We start from the raw sequence: 17,758 nt of genomic DNA, 5'->3' as shown, positions 1-17,758 counted from the left end.
GGCCGCGCCGTGCGCCTGGCCGCGGGCGCCGTCCATGGCGGCCGACATGGCGGCCGCCAGCTGGCGGTGCAGCGGTTCCAGCAGCCCCGGCACCGGCGAATCCGGCTGGGCGCTGGCGCGGTGGATCAGCCGGTGCAGCGTGTAGAAGGTGGTCAGCGCCGTCATGAAGGCCTCGTTGAAGGCGTGCAGCTGGCGCGTCTGCGTGCGCGAGTGCGCCGCTTCGAAGAAGGCCGCCGCGCGGCCCGACTCCAGCGCCGCGATGTCGGCGGCGAAGTGCAGGTGCGACATCTCCGCTTCCGACGGCGGCAGGCGGTGCTCCAGCACGTTGCGGCACAGGCCGAGGAAGCTTTCGAAGCGCGCCTGCACGGTGCGCATCACCAGCGGCCCCTGGGTGCGCGGGAACAGGGTGTCGTTGGCGACGGCGGCGCAGATGATGCCCAGCCCCACCTCGGAGACGCGCGTGACGGCGATCGAAAACACCGCCGTCGCATGGTCCAGCGACGGCACGGCGATGATCACGGCGGTGTAGCCGGCCAACACGAAACTGTAGGACTGCTGGTTGCGGTACATGGCGGCGCCGGCGGTGCACAGGCCCATCCACAGCGCCAGCCCCAGGTACAGCGCCGGCGCGTGCTGCGGAAAGCAGGCCACCAGCGCCAGCGAGGCGGCGCAGCCGACCACGGTGCCCAGCATGCGGTAGAACGCCTTCTCCAGCACCATGCCGCTGCTGGGCAGGGCCAGGATGAAGGTGGTGGTCATCGCCGTGGCCGGCGAATCGAGGCTGAAGCGGAACGCCAGCCATAGCGCCAGGAAGGCCGCCACCAGCGTGCGCGCCACGAACATGCAGCGCGCGCCGTCGCTGGCGGCCCAGCCGCGCAGTTCGCCGGCCAGCCAGCCCGCCACGGCAGCGTGGCGCGATGCGGAAACAGGCGTCATCGCGGCTCAGGGTGTCGGTGGTTGCAGGCCGCCGCCCAGCGCCGCCATCAGGTTGACATAGTTGTCCAGGCGCTCCATTTCCACGCGCTTGGCCTGGTCCTCTTCGTTCAACAGGATGAGGCGGGTGGACAGCACGGCCAGCGTGTCGGTCAGGCCGGCGCGGTAGGACTGGTCCGCCAGGGCATGGGCGTTGCGGGCGGCGTCGAGCGCCTGTTCGGCCAGGTGGCGCTGTCCTTCCACCGACTCCATCTGCGTGACCGTGTTGGCCACTTCCAGCAGCGCCTGGATCAGAGTGGCGTTGTATTGCTCCACGGCGGCGTCGTACAGCGCGGTTTGCCCGCCAAGCTGGCCGCGCAGGCGGCCGCCGTCGAAAATCGGCAGGCTCAGCGCCGGCGTCACGCCGCGCACGCTGGAGCTGGCGGTCAGGAATTTGCTGAAGCCGAACGACTGCAAGCCGGCGAAAGCCGCGATATTGATGTTCGGGTAAAAGGCGGCCCTGGCCGCTGCGATGCCGTGGCCGGCCGCTTCGACGCGCCAGCGCTGGGCGGCGATGTCGGGGCGGCGGCCCACCAGGTCGGCGGGCACGGCGCTGGGCAGGCCCACGGCGGCGTGCAGGACCAGCTGCGGCCGGGCGATGGTCTCGCCGTCGCCCGGGCCTTTGCCGGTCAGCGCCGCCAGCTGGTGGCGCCGCAGAGCCACCGCTTCCTCCAGCCGCTCTTGCTCGCGGCGGCCGGCAGGCAGCGTCAGGTCCACTGTGGCGACATCGATGGCGGTGGCCAGGCCGGCGCGCTGGCGGCGGCGCGTGATGTCGAGGATGCGCTCGCGCTGGGCCAGGCTGGCGCGCACGCTGTCGAGCAATTCATGCTCGTACCACAGCTGGATGTAGCTGCGCACGACGGCGGTTTCCAGCGCCAGGCGCGCGGCCTGCGCCTCCGCCGACGCCACTTGCGTGTCGTTCAGGGCGGCCGCCAGCAGGTCGTGGTCGCGGCCCCACAGATCCAGGTCGTAGGCGACGCTGACCTGGGCGTCGCTCAGCCAGCGCCAGGTGCCGGCAATCGGCGGCGGCGCCGTGCCCTGGTCGGAAAAGCGCTGGCGGTCGACCGCGGCGGCGGCGTTCACGTGGGGCTGGGTCGCCGCCCTGGCGACGCCGCTCAGGGATTGCGCCAGGCGCACGCGCGCCTGGGCGACTTTCAGCGTCGGATTGTCGGCGATCGCCGCGTCAACCAGCTTGTTCAGTTGCGCATCACCCAGCGCCTGCCACCAGGTGTCGGTCGGCCACGCCATTGGACTGGCCGACTGGATCGTGTGGCCGGCGTTGAGCGTGGCGGCGGGGAGCAGCTTCGCCTCCGGATGCATATGGCCCATGTCGGCGCAGCCGGCCAGCAGCAGGGCCAGGCCGAGCGCGGCGGCGCGGGAGGAAGCGAAGTGCGGGACGTTCATGGCCGCAGGCAGCGATCAGCGTTTTGCGCCGCTGCCGGCGGCCGCTTCCTGCGCGCGGATATGCTGGTTCACCCACGGCGTGGAGGTGGCGCGCGGACCATGGTCCAGCGGCAGCTTGTGGGCGCCGGCGTGGGCGGCAGCGACGGACAACAACATGACAGCAGCGGCGAAAAACTTCATTGGATACTCCTTGCCGTTTCGGCGAAATAGGGAATAAGTGAAGTATAAATTCGCCAAACCATGACTGGCATGACTTGTAAAGCATAAGTCAAGTCGGAAAATTCATGAATTGCCACTGGCAAGGGAAAGCGCCGCAGCGGCAAGCGCGTAGAATGGCGACTTTAAAAGGATCTCAAGATGAAGAAAACAGATTTGGCCAAGGCTGACGCCAAGAAGCTGATGGGCAAGATGGGCGCGCCGGGCGCCGCCTTCGGCAACGCCGCCACCGCCGTGATCGACAAGCGCGAGCAGCGCAAACGCGACCAGGCGCTGGGCCTGGTGCCGTTCGCCGTCAAGCTCAATGACGAACTGGTGAAACGCCTGCACGCCCTGGCCAGCGAGCGCGGCCTCGACATGAACCAGACCGTCGCCGAAGTCCTGCTGAAGGGCCTCGACGCTTAAGGTTTCAGGACAGCATGGACAGCATGGTCTGGCGGGTGAGTTCCGGCCAGTCCGGATTATTCAGGAAGTGCTGGGTTTTGCGCACCGAGTACGCCGCCAGTTCCGGCTGCTCCAGCAGCTGGCCGCAACTGGCGGCCAGGTCGTCATACTCGCTGAAGACGATGCCGCTTTGCCGCCAGTCGACCAGGCCCGGCAAGCGCGACACTTCGGAAACGATGGGCATGCCCATTGCCAGCGGCCGCAGGCAGCGCGCCAGTTCGAAAATCGCACTGTCGTAGTAGTGCACATTCAGGCACAGCCTGGTGCGTGCGATGGCGGCGGACAGATTCTTGCCATAGTTTCTGGACACCAGCTGCACGCTGCGGCCTTGCAGCTGCAAGGTGTGGAGCAAGGCCTTGCGCCGATCATTCAGCACGCCCCAGAACGCCACGTCCGGGCGCGGCTCGGCCGGCGCCCAGTCCACCGCGAAGTCGCCGGCGAACAGCGGCTTGGGCAGCAAGGGGAATTCCTGGCAGCGCATATTCGGGAAACGCGCCAGCAGCGCAGCCACGTTATGCTGGCTGTAATCCAGCACCCGGTATTCGGAAATAAGTTGCTGGTACTCCTCCGACACCAGCGCACTGCTGCTGCTGATTTGCTCCATGTTGAAAATGATGGAGAATTCCGGCCGGGCGACCTTGCGTATCTCTTCCAGCGGCGGCGCGCCATGGGCGCCGACGCCCCAGATGATATTCAGGGCGTCGGGATAGATCATATTGCACGACAACCGCGTGTCAAAACCTGCCAGCTTCAGATAGTGCTGTACCGAGTGCGCCGTATCGTCGAAAACGCTGGGTTCATCGGTGACATAAGCCTTGAGCAAAACTAAATTGATGACCGGATTTGCCATTAAGTCGTGCGCTTTCTTATGATTAAGACGTAGCAGCCAGAACGTTGTGTGCCTGTTCGTCCGCGTGGTACGAGCTGCGCACCATGGCGCCGACGGCGGCGTGCTTGAAGCCCATCTTGTAGGCTTCTTCCTCATACATCTTGAACACGTCCGGGTGCACGTAGCGGCGCACCGGCAGGTGGCTGTTCGACGGCGCCAGGTACTGGCCGATGGTCAGCATGTCGATGTCGTGCTCGCGCATGTCGCGCATCACCTGCAGCACTTCCTCGTCGGTCTCGCCCAGGCCGACCATGATGCCGGACTTGGTCTTCACGCTCGGGTACAGCGCCTTGAAATCCTTCAGCAGCTTGAGCGAGTGCATGTAGTCCGAACCCGGACGCGCTTCCTTGTACAGGCGCGGCGCGGTTTCCAGGTTGTGGTTCATCACGTCCGGCAGGCCGTCGGCGAAGATCGCCAGCGCTTTTTCCAGGCGGCCGCGGAAGTCCGGCACCAGCACTTCGATCTGGGTCTTCGGCGACAGCGCGCGGGTGTTCTGGATGCACTCGACAAAGTGCTGGGCGCCGCCGTCGCGCAGGTCGTCGCGGTCCACCGAGGTGATCACAACGTAGCTCAGGCGCAGCTTGGCGATGGTGTGCGACAGGTTGGTCGGCTCATCCTTGTCCAGCGGGTCCGGACGGCCGTGGCCGACGTCGCAGAACGGGCAGCGGCGGGTGCACTTGTCGCCCATGATCATGAAGGTGGCCGTGCCCTTGCCGAAGCATTCGCCGATGTTCGGGCAGCTCGCTTCTTCGCACACGGTGACCAGCTTGTTCTCGCGCAGCGTTTCCTTGATTTCGTAGAAGCGCGTGTTCGGCGAACCGGCCTTGACGCGGATCCAGTCCGGCTTCTTCAGGCGCTCGACCTGCTCGATCGGCACGATCTTGATCGGAATGCGCGAAGTCTTGCTGGCGCCTTTTTGCTTTTCGCTCGGGTTGTACGCAATAGTGGTTTCGGTGGTCATAATCAATTCATTCGTTTGTCGCAAGGACGCGGACTAATTCCTCGGCCAATTGCTGTTGCACATCCGACAGCGTTGCCTGCGCGCCAACGGTGCGCATATCGACTGTTTCCAGTCCGGCATAGCCGCAAGGATTAATCCAGGAAAACGGCGCCAGGTCCATCGCCACGTTCAGCGACAGTCCATGGTAGGTGCAGCCATTGCCGCGTACCTTCAAGCCCAGCGCGGCAATCTTCGCGCCTTGGTGGTCGCCGCCGGCCATGTAGATGCCCGGCGCGCCTTCCACGCGCTCACCGACAAGATTATACGCCTGCAAGACATTGATGATCGCCTGCTCGATTTTATGCACGAATTGCCGGGCGTAGAGCTTGCCGCCGGGCTTGTTGCGGCGCAGGTCCATCAGCAGGTAAATCACCACCTGGCCGGGGCCGTGGTAGGTGACTTCGCCGCCGCGGTCGGTCTGCACGACGGGGATCGCCGCCGCGCCCGCCAGCAGGTGGCCGCGGTCCGCGCCCAGGCCCAGCGTGAACACCGGCGGATGTTCGACGATCCACAGTTCATCGCGGGTGTCCGGCGTGCGCGCGTCGGTGAAGGCGCGCATGGCGGCGAAAGTGCTGTCGTAATCGGCTTTGCCGAGATGCTTGATCTCAGGGAAGGTAGGAGACGTCATCCCGGCATTATACGCCTGTGCGTCACTTTCATCCCGGCTGGTGCCGGGCCAGCCAGGCCTGCACCGACGGCCGCTGCCACTGGTAATCGACGTAGTCGCGCAGCTTGGCGGGCACCTCGTCGCCGTTGCGCACCAGACGGCCCAGCATGATGGCCAGGTCGACGTCGGCGATCGACCAGGCGCCGAACAGGTGCTGCGGGCCCTGCACGAAGCGCTCGGCCACGTGCACCAGCTTGGCGGCGGCCTGCTGTGCATTCCCGGTCAGCGGCGCGCACGGCTTCTTGAAGAACACGGTTTCGGTATCGCGCTCGACGCGCACCGGCACCAGGTCGCTGCGCACCCAGGCCTGGATCTGCCGCGCCAGCGCGCGCTGGCGGCGGTCCTGCGGATACAGCGCGATGTATTCCGGCGGCGGGAAGCCCTCGTCCAGGTATTCGGTGATGGCGCTCGACTCGGTCAATACAAAGTCGCCCTCGACCAGCGCCGGCACGCGGGCGGTCAGCGCGCGGTCGGCAAATGGCGCCAGTTTCTGCTCGCCGCTGCCCAGATCCACCGTCCTGACGCTGAAGGGCAGGCCCTTCTCGGTCAGCGCCACAAACGCCGACAAGGCATAAGGACTGGTGAAAAGGCTGTCGACGTACAGTTCAAAAGACATGGCGGCTCCCGCTTAGGTAGATTTATTCACATAGTAAACCTTGTCTAAGTGCCTGTATAACGGTATATTTTCGCAATTCTTGTTAGTTTTATTCACAAAGTTATCCACAGCATGGCCCGCAGGCTGCCCAATTTTTCCGCATTGCGCGCCTTCGAGGCGGCGGCCCGCCACGAGAATTTCTCGCGCGCGGCGGAAGAGCTGCACCTGACGCACGGCGCCATCAGCCACCAGGTGCGGGCGCTGGAGGAGGAACTGGGACGGCAGCTGTTCGTGCGCCACGGCCGACAGGTGAAAATAACTAACGACGGCCTGAAGTTCGCCCAGTTCCTCGGCAAGGCCTTCGCCGACATCGGCGCCGCCACCGACGCCATGCGCGCCGCCAGCATCAACCAGCGGCTGACCATCACCTCGATTCCGTCGTTTGCGGCGCGCTGGCTGGCGCCCCGCCTCGGTAAATTCATCGAGCTGCATCCGGATATCGAAGTGGTGTTGCAGTCGAGCGGCCACATGCAGGATCTGGCGCGCGAGGGCGTGGACGTGGGCATCCGCTTCGGGCGCGGCAACTATCCGGGCATGGTGGTGCTGCGGCTGATGGGGGATGTGTATTACCCGGTAGTGAGTCCACACTATCGCGGTGGACAGCTGCCGCTGGCGCCGGCCGACCTGGCGCGGCACACGCTGCTGCGCTCGGTGGAGCGCTGGACGCCGTGGCTGCACGCGGCCGGCGTCGACCTGCCGGAACCGTCCGGCGGGCTGCTGTTCGAGGATTTATCGATGCTGGTGCGTTCCGCTGCCGATGGCAACGGCGTGGCGCTGGTGCGGCACGTGGTGGCGATGCAGGAGATCGCCTCCGGGCAGCTGCTGCGACTGTTCAACGTCGCAACGCCGAGCCCGGATGAATACTACTTCGTCACGCCGCCCGGCGCCGTGGGCAAGCCACAGGTGACGGCGTTCCGCGACTGGCTGCTGGAAGAGATTGCCGTCTTCCAGCGCCAGCATGCTTGATTACATGACAATCTTGACCATCGGGTGCGCCGACAGTTCGGTGTACAGCGCATCCAGCTGCTCGCGGCTGGTGGCGCGCACGGTGCAGGTCAGGCCGGTGTAATTGCCTTTGGCCGAAGGGCGGACTTCCATCTTGCCTTCATGGAAATCCTGGTCGTGCTTTTGCACAACCACGGTAATGGTCGGGGCGAAATCGATATGAGTCGGACCCATGACCTTGATCGGGAAGTCGCTCGGGTACTCGATGAGGGACTCTGATGGTGGGATCGCTTGCATATTCTTTCCAATCTATAAATATAAAACCTGAGACGCCGAACGACGTCTCAGGCCTATATTGTAGCCGGATCAGGACTTTGCAAGCGCAAGCGGCTCCCCGCTCTGCTGGCCCGAAAGCCGCTGCAAACGGGCCAGCGCCGACTCGTTGCCCAGCGCCGGCTGGCTTACCGATTTACGGATCGCCTCCAGCTCGGCGGCCTGGTCCAGCGGCTTCTGGCCGATGTCGGTGACGATGCGCAAGCCTTCGGCATTGGTGCGGATGGTTTCGGCGCGGCGGGTCAGGGCGCTCAGCGCGCTCGACTGGCCGCTCATGCCCTGCAAACCGGTCAGCTGGGCCTGGCGCTCGGCGCGCAGTTGCTGCAGATCCTGCTGGGCGCGGGCCGACGACAGCGCCTGCAGCGCCTTCTTCGCCTGCGCATCGAACTCGGCCAGCTGCTTCGACAACGCGTCGACGATGGTTTGCAGCTCGTTCATATACTGTTTGGCGTCGGCTTCCTCCTGCAGCTCCTGCGGCATGCGGGCCTTGTTGGCTTCCAGCTCGTCGCAGAACAGCGTGATGGTCGATTCCGAAATCTTGCCGCTGGCCAGACGCTCGGCCAGGGTGCCGGCGGCCTGCTCGTCGGTGGCGATCAGCTGGCGCAGCTTGACCACGTCGCCGGCTTCCTTGTCGAAGGCGGCGCGGGCGGCGGCCAGCTTCTGGGCGGCGCTGCGCAAGTTGTCGGCCAGACGGTCGCGGTCGGCCTCGGTGGCGGTTTCCGGATCGAAGTTGGCGATCGCCTCGGAGACGCGATTGCCCAGCGCGCCGAAATGCTTGGTGATCAGTCGCGCGGTCAAGCCCCAGCCATTCAAGTTGCTCATGTCAGTCTTCCTTCAGTTCAAAGTTGCGCATCATTGGATAACGATGCGTTGCTGCTCCACCGGGATGCCAATGACGAAGTCGACATGGATCCCGCGTTTTGAGGCATCGCCGTTCACGCTGTGGATAATTTCCGTCGTGATCAGCAGATATTCGTGGCCGCCGCCGCGCAATTCGCGCACATACGGCATGAAGTACATGTCCTGGCGCAGGCCGGTGCTGCCGCTGGCGTCGTCCAGCCGCACCTCGGTGCCGGTGAACGGCGGCACGTAGGCCACCTCCGGGTCGCCGGCGTCGCGCCAGTAATCGACGCCTTCGCCGGCGCCGAAGATCAGTTCCAGGTCCAGATCCAGGTCGTTCAGCTGCTCGCGCCACAGCGTGTAGCTGCGGTCGCCGAGGCCGGCGCCGGCCTGGCCGGTGTAAGCGTCCTGGTCCTCGGCCGTTTGCGGGATCACGCGCGCCAGCTGGGTGCAGTACATGATCTCGCTGACCTCGCCGCTGGCGTTCTGATAGACCTGCAGGAATTTCTCCTTGTCGTCCAGGTCGCCGGTTTCCAGGTAGTAGCGGTACAGGCCGCCCGACTGCTTGAGGCGGATCTGCGAGACGGCCACGATGCGCGTGTCATCGGCATCCGGCAGCGTGATCAGCGAACCGCCGCTGACGGCGCGCAGCAGTGGCGACTGCTGTATGCCGACCACGCTGCCGATGCGTGCGCCCAGCGGCAGGTCGCCATCGGTACGCGGCGCTTCATTACTCACCAGCTTGGCCGCGCCGTTGCGCAGATAGTTGTATGCATCGGTCCAGCCCATCATCAATTCCTTTCAAACGAATAATTCGGTCCGGTGCGCAGACGGCGGAACTTGCGCACCGAATACACCACTGCCCACATCAGCAGACTCAGCACGCCCAGCCAGGCAAACCAGCGCAGCACGCTCATGAAGAACGATGGCTTCGGCGCCGCTGCTGGCGCGCCGAGGCCGGGCATGCCGGTCACCGTGGCCGCGTCCTGCGTCGTCGTGGCGGGCTGCTGCATTTGCTGGCTGCCGCTGGTGGTCGGGTAGGCCACCGGCTGATGGCTCTGGCTCATCGCCCGGCCCAGCATGAAGCCCATGACGCCGGCCATCAGGCCATTGCCGCCGCCGGACGGCGCTTGCTGGTAGACCGGTCCCGGATACGGTCCGGCCGGCGGACGCGGCGCCTGCTGCGGCTGGCGCAAGGTGTCGTTCAGCGGCGGCAGGGGCTGCGGCGTGGCGCTGGCGGCGCGGCGTTCGTCCAGCGTCTTGAGCGCGTTGGCGCGGGCGGCGCTCTGGTCGACATCGCGCGACATGGCCGAGGTGCCGCGTTGCGGCTGGGCCGGCGAACCGGCTTGCTGGCCGAACGCGCCCGGTCCGCTCTGGCGGTTGGCGGGCGGCGCCGGCGTTTGGCTGTGCCTTGCGGAGTTGCTCTTTTGTGAAGAAAAACCGCTTTTAAACGACGACGATGTGCCAGAATGTGAGGCCGGCCGCGCTAGCGCCGGCACGTTGCCTGCCACGGCAAGGCAAACCATCAAAAGCAGCGCGGATCGAAATGACTTCATGATGTTTTCACAAAGAGTTGAATGAAAAACAGCATAGCGCCGCGCGTCGGCGGTTGCATCGGTAATAAAAGGCACGCTTCACCATGACACGCAAATATCTGGACATGAATCAGCACGACGCGCTCTACAAGGTGGCGCGCGCCTATCCCGGCGGCATTGACGCGCTGGCGCAGGCGATGGGGATCTCGGTCAACGTCCTGCGCAACAAGCTGGCGCCGACGATCGCCTCGCACTATCCGTCGTTCGAGGAGGTTTCAACGGTGGTGGACTTCTGCCACAAGGCCGGTGTGGCGGATGCCCACCTGCCGCTGCATGCGCTGCTGGTGCGGCACGGCATGGCCGCTTTCGTGGTGCCGACGCCGGACAGCATCGGCGAAGACGATCTGTCGCAGACGGTGTGCAAGGTGATGAGCCAGGTGGGCGCGGTGGCGGAGGCGGTGTCCAGCGCGCTGATGGATGGGAAGGTGACCGCTGCGGAGGCGGATTTGATTGAGCGGGAGTTCCAGGGCGCGTTGTCGGCCCTGGGCGAATGGCGCGCGCGCCTGCGCCTCAAAGCCCAGCAATAACCCGGGGTCAGGTCCTTCATTTCTACACGGCCTCGGCCTTATCAGATGCTAGAGCTGAGCTCGTGTAGAAATGAGGGACCTGACCCTGGAGTTTACTGTCGGTTCTCGCGGCGGTCGGGATTATTGTCGCGCTTGTTGTCGTGCTTTTCTTCGCGTTGATGCTCAGGTTCGCGGCGCGGTTCCTGACGCTGGACCGGCTGCGCCTGCTGTGGCGGCGGCGTGAACTGGCGTGGCTGCTGCTGAGGCTGGGCCTGCTGCGCTGGCGGCGTGAACTGGCGTGGCTGAGGTTGCGGCTGCTGCGGCGCCTGCTGTTGCTGCACTTGCTGCGGCTGCTGCACCGGCTGCTGGCGCACTTCGTCGTGCGGACGGAAACGGCGCTGGTTGTCGTCGCCGCCACGGTCGGTGCGCTCGCGTTCACGCGGCTGCTGTTGCGGTTGCGGCTGCTGCACAGGCTGCACCTGCTGCGGCGACACTTGCAGCACCGGCTGCGGATTCACCGGCGACTGTCCACGCGGCTGCCCCTGCTGCCACGGCTGATTGCCACGCGGACGCACATCGATCCGCACATCGTTTGGATTGATGGTCTGCGCCGGCGCATCCGGATGACCGAACTGGTTCGGCGCCAGGGTGCTGAGCTGGCCGCGCGGCAGTTGCGCCGGCACCGGCACTGGCTGCGACGGCGCCGTCAGCACACGGCCCGGACGATCGTTGCGTCCATCATTGCGGTCGAAGCGGTCCGGAATGCCGTCATGATCGCGATCGCCGCCACCACGATTGGTGTTCAGCGGACGGCCTGGCGGCTGCGGCGGCGCCACCGGCGCCACGTTCTTGACGAAGCTGGCGGCCGGAATCACCTGCGCGCCACGATTCACCACCACATTGCGGCGGCCTTCAAACTGATCGCGCGGCAGCACCGTCAGGCCATCGCGATGACCATTCCAGTCGTTACGCGGCGTGAACGGCTTGCCGTTGTGGGTCCAGGTCACGCGACGTTCATAGTCCGGCGACACGCGGTAGGTCGGCACGAAGCGGTCGCGCGGCGACAGCGGATACCAGCCCAATCCCGGTCCCGGACGCGGTCCGCCACCATTGCCGCCGACCCAGCCCACCAGCGCCGGCGCCCATACCGGCCGTCCCGCAGGACGTCCCGGCGCCCAGCACCAGCGGCGGTTGACCATCACCCAGCGCCCATAGTGCGACGGCGCATAGCCCCACGGCGCGTTGTCGACCCAGGTCCAGCCCCACGGCGCCAGCCAGATCCAGCGGCCGTCGCGGTACGGCGCCCAGTCCAGTCCCACGTTACGCGGCGTCCACAGCGGACCGTATTCGACGTTGTCGACCCAGATGCCGTTGCGGTCCAGTTCCTCGTAGCCGGTCATGCCGCTGGAGACGAAGCGGGTCACCGTGGCGCTGTTGTCGAAGCGGTCGCGGTCCTCGGACCAGATGTCGAAGCCGTCGCGGCGCGCCACGCTGGTGCGCACGTCCTCGCCGCTGACATCCACATGGCGGCCGTTGCTGACCACCACCGACGAGCCGGCGCCGTCCACCCGCGCGCTGCCGGCCAGCATGCTGATCTGGCTGGTGTCCGGCACGCGGTCGACGTCGACGCGCAGGATGCCCGGCTCCAGCATGGTGACGCGGGCCTGCGGCGTGGTCAGTTCGAAGTCGCGCAACATCTCGGCGTTGCGCACGCGGATGCTGACGCTGCCGTAATTCAGGCGCAGGCGCAGCAGGTCGTCGTCCATGCCGGTGATTTCCAGGTCGGAATCGCCGTCCACCCGCACCGCCGTCGAGCCGACGCGGAATTCGGCGCGCGCGCCGCTGGCGGTGTTGATGTGGTTGGCGGCCGTGACCGGCCAGTTCAGCGAAGCGCCGACCGGGTCGCCATCGCCCACCAGCGTGACCTGGCCCTGGACGGCGGAAATGCGGCCGACCATGGCCGGCGGGTCTTCGGCCTGCGCCAATGCACTAAAGCCGGCCAGAGCGGCCAGCAGGACGGTGTGGATGATCTTGCGGCTCATGGCTGCGTCTCCTGTGGGTGATGCCTGATTTAACGCCGCACGCTAAAGTCCGACTACAGGGGTTACAAATAATTGCAATTTAGGCAGCCGCGCCGCCGCGCTTGACGAAGAACAGCGCCGCGCCGACCGCCATCAGCAGGCCGCCGAACACGCGGTTCTGCTTCTTGACCGCACTGGCGTCGCGGAAAAAGCGCTGCATCGACGATGCCAGGAAGGCGTAGCTGTGCATCACGACCAGGTCGATACAGCACATGGTCACGGCCAGGATCAGCAATTGCGGCAGCAGCGGCTGGCCATGGGTAATGAATTGCGGCAGCACCGCCACCATGAAGATGATGCCCTTCGGGTTGGTGGCGTTGGTCAGGAAACCGGTCAGGAAGCGCTTTTTAACGGTCGGCACCACCATTTCCGCCTGTTGCTGCTCGCTGATGTGGACCTTGGCGCGCCACTGGCTCAGGCCCAGGTAGATCAGGTACAGCGCGCCGACCGTCTTGACGATATTGAACGCCACTTCGGACGCCATCAGCAGCGAACCGACGCCGGCGCCGGCGATGAAGAACACCAGCAGCAAGCCGGTCTGCAGACCGAGAATGGTGGCGCTGGCGCGGCGCACGCCGTAGGACAGGCCATGTGACATCGACAACACCGCGCCGGAACCGGGCGACACGGCAATAATGCAGGCGGCAACAAAAAAGGTAATCCAGGTGGCAAAGCTCATCATCGATCCATGGAAATAGTGGCAATCTGTATTGTGCCGCATCATCGCGGCACCTGCTTGGGTTAATATTGCCTGTCAAACCACACAAGGAGTGCCTTCGATGGCCGGTTCCAGCCTGTTAGCCCTGATCGACGATATCGCAACCATCCTCGACGATGTCGCCCTGATGAGCAAAATGGCGGCCAAGAAGACCGCCGGCGTGCTGGGCGACGATCTGGCGCTGAACGCCCAGCAGGTGGCCGGCGTGCGCGCCGAGCGCGAGCTGCCGGTGGTGTGGGCGGTGGGCGTCGGCTCGCTGAAGAACAAGGCGATCCTGGTGCCGGCGGCGCTGGCGATCAGCGCGTTCGCGCCGTGGGCCATCACGCCGCTGCTGATGGTGGGCGGCCTGTACCTGTGCTTCGAGGGCTTCGAGAAAATCGCCCACAGCCTGTTCCATGGCGGCGACGACGCGCACGCCAAAGAGCTGCACGAGGCGCTGGCCGATCCCAACGTCGATCTGGTGGCGCTGGAAAAAGACAAGATCAAGGGCGCGGTGCGCACCGACTTCATCCTGTCGGCGGAAATCATCGTCATCGCGCTGGGCACGGTGGCCACAGCAACGTTCGCGCAGCAGGTGACGGTGGTGGTCGGCATCGCGGTGGTGATGACGGTCGGCGTGTACGGCCTGGTGGCCGCCATCGTCAAGATGGACGACGCCGGCCTCTACCTGAGCCAGCGCGGCGGCGCGGCGGTGCGCGCGCTGGGCCGGGTGCTGCTGTCGGCCGCGCCTATCCTGATGAAATTGCTGGGCATTGTCGGCACGGTGGCCATGTTCATGGTCGGCGGCGGCATCCTGACCCACGGCCTGCCGTTCGCCCACGACCTCATCCACCACGCCACCGAAGCCGTCGCCGCCACGCCGACGGCCGGCCCGCTGCTGGCCGCCGTCGTCCCCAGCCTGCTCGACGCCGTCGCCGGCCTGATCGCCGGCGCGCTGGCCCTGGCGGTCGTCACCGCCCTCAGCAAAATCGTGCGCCTGGTCAAAAAGCCAGGCTGAGTCTTCTGGTCTGATACGAAAGCGAGCGCCAGCGGGCCTCGCTTTCCCTATCGACAAGGAGCACTTATGAGCACTCCCACCAATGCCTTTATCGGCGCATCCTGGCTGGCCCTGATCGCCGGCACCCTGACTTACCTGATCGGCCTGTGGAACGCCCAGCTGGCGCTCAGCGAGAAGGGGTTCTACGGCATGGCCTTCCTGCTCAGCCTGTTTGCGGCGGTGACCGTGCAGAAAAATGTGCGCGATATCGCCGCCATCAAAACCCTGCCGCGCGCCGAGCAGAACCTCTGACCGCACATCCCTCCCCGGAAGGGCAGGCACGGGTGTCAATCCGGGGAAATTTGATCTAAATCAATAAATTCGACCGGGGGACTACGTAAACTGGCCATATCTATTGCGATAAAGCAATAAAATCAAGTCGGAGAGACAACAATGCGCAACAATCAACCAGTCACCAACCGGGAAGTCGAAGTCCTCGACGACCAGGCCATCGTGTCGAAGACTGACCTGAACGGCAATATCACCTACGTGAATCCGTACTTCACGCAGATCAGCGGTTTCAGCGAGGACGAATTGTTGGGCGCTCCGCAAAACCTCGTGCGCCATCCCGACATGCCGGCCGAAGCCTTCGCCGACCTGTGGTCGTCGATCCAGTCCGGCACGCCATGGACCGGCATCGTCAAGAACCGCTGCAAGAACGGCGACCACTACTGGGTGCGCGCCAACATCACGCCGATCCGCGAAAACGGCAAGACCATCGGCTACATGTCGGTGCGCGTCAAAGCCGAACGCCACCAGATCGCCAAGGCCGAACAGGCCTACCGCACCATCCGCACCGAAGCCCACCACCGCATCCGCATCAAGAACGGCCAGGTGATCGAGCCGGGCTTCGGCACCATGGTCTCGCGCCTGAGCCACGTGTCGCTCGGCTTCCGCATCTGGGCCGCCACCAGCATCGTCAACGTGCTGCAGGTGATCGTCTGCGGCGCCACGCTGATGAACGGCAGCAGCGCGAATAACTACGGCATCTTCGCCGCCACCTTCCTCGGCCTGATCATCAACGTGTTCCTGTGGTACACGCTGCGCGTGTCGGTGCTGCAGCCGCTCAACCGCGCGCTGCACGGCGCCCGCGCCATCGCCGCCGGCGACCTGTCCGGCTCCTTCGACACCGAAGCCACCGACGAAGTGGGCCAGCTGCTGCGCGCCCTGCAGCAAATGAACAGCAACCTGATCGCCACCATCCGCGATGTGCGCGTCAACGTCGAGACCATGGCCGTGGCCACGCGCCAGATCGCCGCCGGCAACGCCGACCTGTCCGGCCGCACCGAGGCGCAGGCCGCCAGCCTGGAAGAAACCGCATCGAGCGTCGAGCAGTTCTCCTCGACCGTCAAGCAGAACGCCGACAACTCCGAGCAGGCCAACAAGCTGGCGCAAAACGCCTCCGACGTGGCGGTGCAGGGCGGCGTGATCGTGGCCGACGTCATCGCCACCATGGACGAAATCAACAGCTCGTCGCGCAAGATCGTCGACATCATCGGCCTGATCGAAGGCATCGCCTTCCAGACCAACATCCTGGCGCTGAACGCTGCGGTTGAAGCAGCCCGCGCCGGCGAACAAGGCCGCGGCTTCGCCGTCGTGGCCGGCGAAGTACGCAACCTGGCCCAGCGCAGCGCCACCGCCGCCAAGGACATCAAAAACCTGATCGATGTCTCGGTCGGCAAGGTCAGCGCCGGCATGGTGCAGGTCGACCGCGCCGGCGCCACCATGAAGGAAGTGGTGGCATCGGTGCAGCAGGTGACCGCCATCATGCGCGAAATCTCGGTCGCCTCGCACGAGCAGAGCATCGGCGTCGACCAGGTCAACTCGGCCATCGCCCACATGGACCAGGTGACCCAGCAGAACGCCGCGCTGGTCGAGGAAGCCGCCGCCGCCACCGCCAGCCTGGCGCTGGAAGCGGGCGGCCTGACGCAAGCGGTCAGCCTGTTCAAGTTCGGCCCGGCACGCAGCGCGCGCGCGGTACGCGCGGCCACGAACCAGAAGTCTTCATCCACAGTGAAACGTCTCGCAGCATAAATTATGAATACGCCTTTTCCACCCGTCGAATTTGATGCTGCCATCATCAGCAAACTGAGTCAGTCGGGCCCACGCTACACCTCCTACCCGACTGCGGACCGCTTCCAGGGCGACTTTGGCTACAGCCAGTTCCTGGAAGCGGTGGCCGGCCTGCGCATGCGCCGCAGTCGCCGGCCCTTGTCGCTTTACATTCACATTCCGTTCTGCGACACGGTCTGCTACTACTGCGGCTGCAACAAGATCGTCACCAAGGATCACAGCAAGGCCGCCGTCTACCTCGGCTACCTGAAGCAGGAGATCGACATGCAGGGCCGCCTGTTCGACGGCATGGGCCAGATCGAGCAGCTGCACTTCGGCGGCGGCACGCCGACCTACCTGAGCGACAAGCAGATGGGCGACCTGATGGCGCACCTGCACGCCAACTTCGACTTCGCCGACGACGCCCATGGCGAATACTCGATCGAGATCGATCCGCGCACGGTCAGCGTGGAGCGCGTGCACAGCCTGCGCGCGCAGGGTTTCAACCGCATCAGCCTTGGTGTGCAGGACTTCGATCCGGACGTGCAGAAGGCCGTCAACCGCATCCAGCCGGAAGCCGAGACGCGCGCCGTGATGGACGCCGCGCGCGACGCCGGCTACCGCTCGATCAGCATCGACCTGATTTACGGCCTGCCGAAGCAGACCATGACCAGCATGGCGCAGACGCTGGAAAAGGTGATCGCCGCCAGCCCGGACCGCATCGCGCTGTACAACTACGCGCACCTGCCGCACATCTTCAAGCCGCAGCGCCGCATCGCCGACGCCGACATGCCGACGCCGGCCGTCAAGCTGGAGCTGCTGGCGATGTGCATCCAGCGCCTGTGCGACGCCGGCTACATCTACATCGGCATGGACCATTTCGCCAAGCCGGACGACGAGCTGGCGATTGCCCAGCGCCAGGGCCGTTTGCAGCGTAACTTCCAGGGCTATTCGACGCGCGCGGAATCGGAACTGATTTCGTGTGGCGTATCGGCCATCAGCGCGGTCGGCGCGACCTACAGCCAGAACGAGAAAACGCTCGACGCCTACTACGAAAAACTGGACGGCGGCGTGCTGCCGATCACGCGCGGCATCAAGATGGACAACGACGACCTGCTGCGCCGTATCGTGATCGGCAAGTTGATGTGCAATTTTGAGCTGTCGTTGTCGTCGATCGAGCAGGGCTTCCCGATCAAGTTCCAGCAGTATTTCGCGGCGGAGCTGGAGAAGCTCAAAGCCTTCGTCGAAGATGGCTTGATCACCGTCGATGACGAATGGATCTCGGTGACGCCGAAAGGCCGTCTGCTGATCCGCAATATCTGCATGGTGTTCGACCGTTATCTGGGCGTCGCGCAGGACGTGGCGCCGCAGCCGCTGCGCTACTCGAAGACGATCTGAGGATGCG

19 protein-coding genes and 1 pseudogene are annotated in these 17,758 nt (G+C 65.2%); 7 read left to right on the top strand and 13 right to left on the bottom strand.

The window, feature by feature from the left end:
- The 3 genes from GJ695_RS27065 to GJ695_RS27055 all read right to left on the bottom strand — a co-directional run.
- On the bottom strand, window positions 1-936 hold a 936-nt coding region (locus GJ695_RS27065), incomplete at its 3' end, for an FUSC family protein (RefSeq protein ID WP_166455409.1).
- A gap of 6 nt (window positions 937-942) precedes the next feature.
- The gene (locus GJ695_RS27060) at window positions 943-2,376 is read right to left on the bottom strand and encodes an efflux transporter outer membrane subunit (protein ID WP_154370215.1); all 1,434 of its coding nucleotides are present in this window, start codon (window positions 2,374-2,376) and stop codon (window positions 943-945) included.
- 15 nt (window positions 2,377-2,391) lie between these two features.
- Entirely contained in the window at window positions 2,392-2,556 is a 165-nt protein-coding gene (locus tag GJ695_RS27055; protein WP_154370214.1) for a hypothetical protein, read from the bottom strand.
- A gap of 177 nt (window positions 2,557-2,733) precedes the next feature.
- On the opposite strand from GJ695_RS27055, the gene GJ695_RS27050 reads away from it, so the two are divergent.
- The gene (locus tag GJ695_RS27050) at window positions 2,734-2,997 is read left to right on the top strand and encodes a hypothetical protein (protein ID WP_154370213.1); all 264 of its coding nucleotides are present in this window, start codon (window positions 2,734-2,736) and stop codon (window positions 2,995-2,997) included.
- 4 nt (window positions 2,998-3,001) lie between these two features.
- Here GJ695_RS27050 and GJ695_RS27045 read toward each other — a convergent pair whose 3' ends face one another.
- From GJ695_RS27045 to yfcF, 4 genes are read right to left on the bottom strand one after another with little or no spacing between them, the layout of a single operon-like run.
- On the bottom strand, window positions 3,002-3,886 hold the full coding sequence (locus GJ695_RS27045) for a hypothetical protein (RefSeq protein WP_154370212.1): 885 nt from the start codon (window positions 3,884-3,886) through the stop codon (window positions 3,002-3,004).
- A 22-nt stretch (window positions 3,887-3,908) separates the two neighbouring features.
- Entirely contained in the window at window positions 3,909-4,886 is a 978-nt protein-coding gene (gene lipA, locus GJ695_RS27040; protein WP_154370211.1) for a lipoyl synthase, read from the bottom strand.
- A gap of 7 nt (window positions 4,887-4,893) precedes the next feature.
- Entirely contained in the window at window positions 4,894-5,553 is a 660-nt protein-coding gene (gene lipB / locus GJ695_RS27035; protein ID WP_154370210.1) for a lipoyl(octanoyl) transferase LipB, read from the bottom strand.
- A gap of 28 nt (window positions 5,554-5,581) precedes the next feature.
- Window positions 5,582-6,208: a glutathione transferase gene (gene yfcF / locus GJ695_RS27030; RefSeq protein ID WP_154370209.1), complete on the bottom strand. Its 627-nt coding sequence runs from the start codon at window positions 6,206-6,208 to the stop codon at window positions 5,582-5,584.
- 111 nt (window positions 6,209-6,319) lie between these two features.
- Between yfcF and GJ695_RS27025 the strand changes: the two genes are divergently transcribed.
- Window positions 6,320-7,213, top strand: coding sequence for a transcriptional regulator GcvA (locus GJ695_RS27025; RefSeq protein WP_154370208.1), 894 nt, complete (start codon window positions 6,320-6,322; stop codon window positions 7,211-7,213).
- On the opposite strand, the gene GJ695_RS27020 is transcribed toward GJ695_RS27025, so the two are convergent.
- The 4 genes from GJ695_RS27020 to GJ695_RS27005 form a co-directional block, all read right to left on the bottom strand.
- Entirely contained in the window at window positions 7,214-7,489 is a 276-nt protein-coding gene (locus tag GJ695_RS27020) for a DUF493 family protein (RefSeq protein ID WP_154357370.1), read from the bottom strand.
- A 69-nt stretch (window positions 7,490-7,558) separates the two neighbouring features.
- Complete coding sequence (locus GJ695_RS27015; RefSeq protein ID WP_154370207.1) at window positions 7,559-8,347, bottom strand: restriction endonuclease subunit S domain-containing protein; 789 nt, start codon at window positions 8,345-8,347, stop codon at window positions 7,559-7,561.
- A gap of 30 nt (window positions 8,348-8,377) precedes the next feature.
- Window positions 8,378-9,157, bottom strand: coding sequence for a DUF2491 family protein (locus GJ695_RS27010; protein WP_229260667.1), 780 nt, complete (start codon window positions 9,155-9,157; stop codon window positions 8,378-8,380).
- The gene (locus tag GJ695_RS27005; RefSeq protein WP_154370206.1) at window positions 9,157-9,921 is read right to left on the bottom strand and encodes a hypothetical protein; all 765 of its coding nucleotides are present in this window, start codon (window positions 9,919-9,921) and stop codon (window positions 9,157-9,159) included. Before GJ695_RS27005 ends, GJ695_RS27010 begins: the two co-directional genes overlap by 1 nt.
- An 83-nt stretch (window positions 9,922-10,004) precedes the next feature.
- Between GJ695_RS27005 and GJ695_RS27000 the strand changes: the two genes are divergently transcribed.
- On the top strand, window positions 10,005-10,487 hold the full coding sequence (locus GJ695_RS27000) for a phage regulatory CII family protein (protein WP_154357368.1): 483 nt from the start codon (window positions 10,005-10,007) through the stop codon (window positions 10,485-10,487).
- 92 nt (window positions 10,488-10,579) lie between these two features.
- Here the strand turns inward: GJ695_RS27000 and GJ695_RS26995 are convergent, their stop codons facing one another.
- Together GJ695_RS26995 and GJ695_RS26990 are read right to left on the bottom strand one after the other, a co-directional pair.
- Window positions 10,580-12,508: a DUF6600 domain-containing protein gene (locus GJ695_RS26995; protein ID WP_154370205.1), complete on the bottom strand. Its 1,929-nt coding sequence runs from the start codon at window positions 12,506-12,508 to the stop codon at window positions 10,580-10,582.
- A gap of 79 nt (window positions 12,509-12,587) precedes the next feature.
- Complete coding sequence (locus GJ695_RS26990) at window positions 12,588-13,226, bottom strand: LysE family transporter (protein WP_154370216.1); 639 nt, start codon at window positions 13,224-13,226, stop codon at window positions 12,588-12,590.
- A 100-nt stretch (window positions 13,227-13,326) separates the two neighbouring features.
- Between GJ695_RS26990 and GJ695_RS26985 the strand changes: the two genes are divergently transcribed.
- The 4 genes and pseudogenes from GJ695_RS26985 to hemN all read left to right on the top strand — a co-directional run bounded on the left by GJ695_RS26985 (window position 13,327) and on the right by hemN (window position 17,751).
- Entirely contained in the window at window positions 13,327-14,262 is a 936-nt protein-coding gene (locus tag GJ695_RS26985; protein WP_154370204.1) for a DUF808 domain-containing protein, read from the top strand.
- Window positions 14,263-14,349: 87 nt separating this feature from the next.
- Window positions 14,350-14,553, top strand: a pseudogene (locus tag GJ695_RS26980) (YiaA/YiaB family inner membrane protein); the annotation flags it as partial.
- Between the two features lie 141 nt (window positions 14,554-14,694).
- Complete coding sequence (locus tag GJ695_RS26975) at window positions 14,695-16,335, top strand: methyl-accepting chemotaxis protein (protein WP_154370202.1); 1,641 nt, start codon at window positions 14,695-14,697, stop codon at window positions 16,333-16,335.
- Between the two features lie 3 nt (window positions 16,336-16,338).
- Window positions 16,339-17,751, top strand: coding sequence for an oxygen-independent coproporphyrinogen III oxidase (hemN, locus tag GJ695_RS26970; protein WP_154370201.1), 1,413 nt, complete (start codon window positions 16,339-16,341; stop codon window positions 17,749-17,751).
- Window positions 17,752-17,758: the final 7 nt, after the last annotated feature.

Source organism: Duganella alba, from assembly GCF_009674495.1.
In the GTDB taxonomy this organism is placed as follows: Bacteria; Pseudomonadota; Gammaproteobacteria; order Burkholderiales; family Burkholderiaceae_D; genus Rugamonas; species Rugamonas alba.
This window is presented reverse-complemented; position numbering and strand designations above follow the sequence as displayed.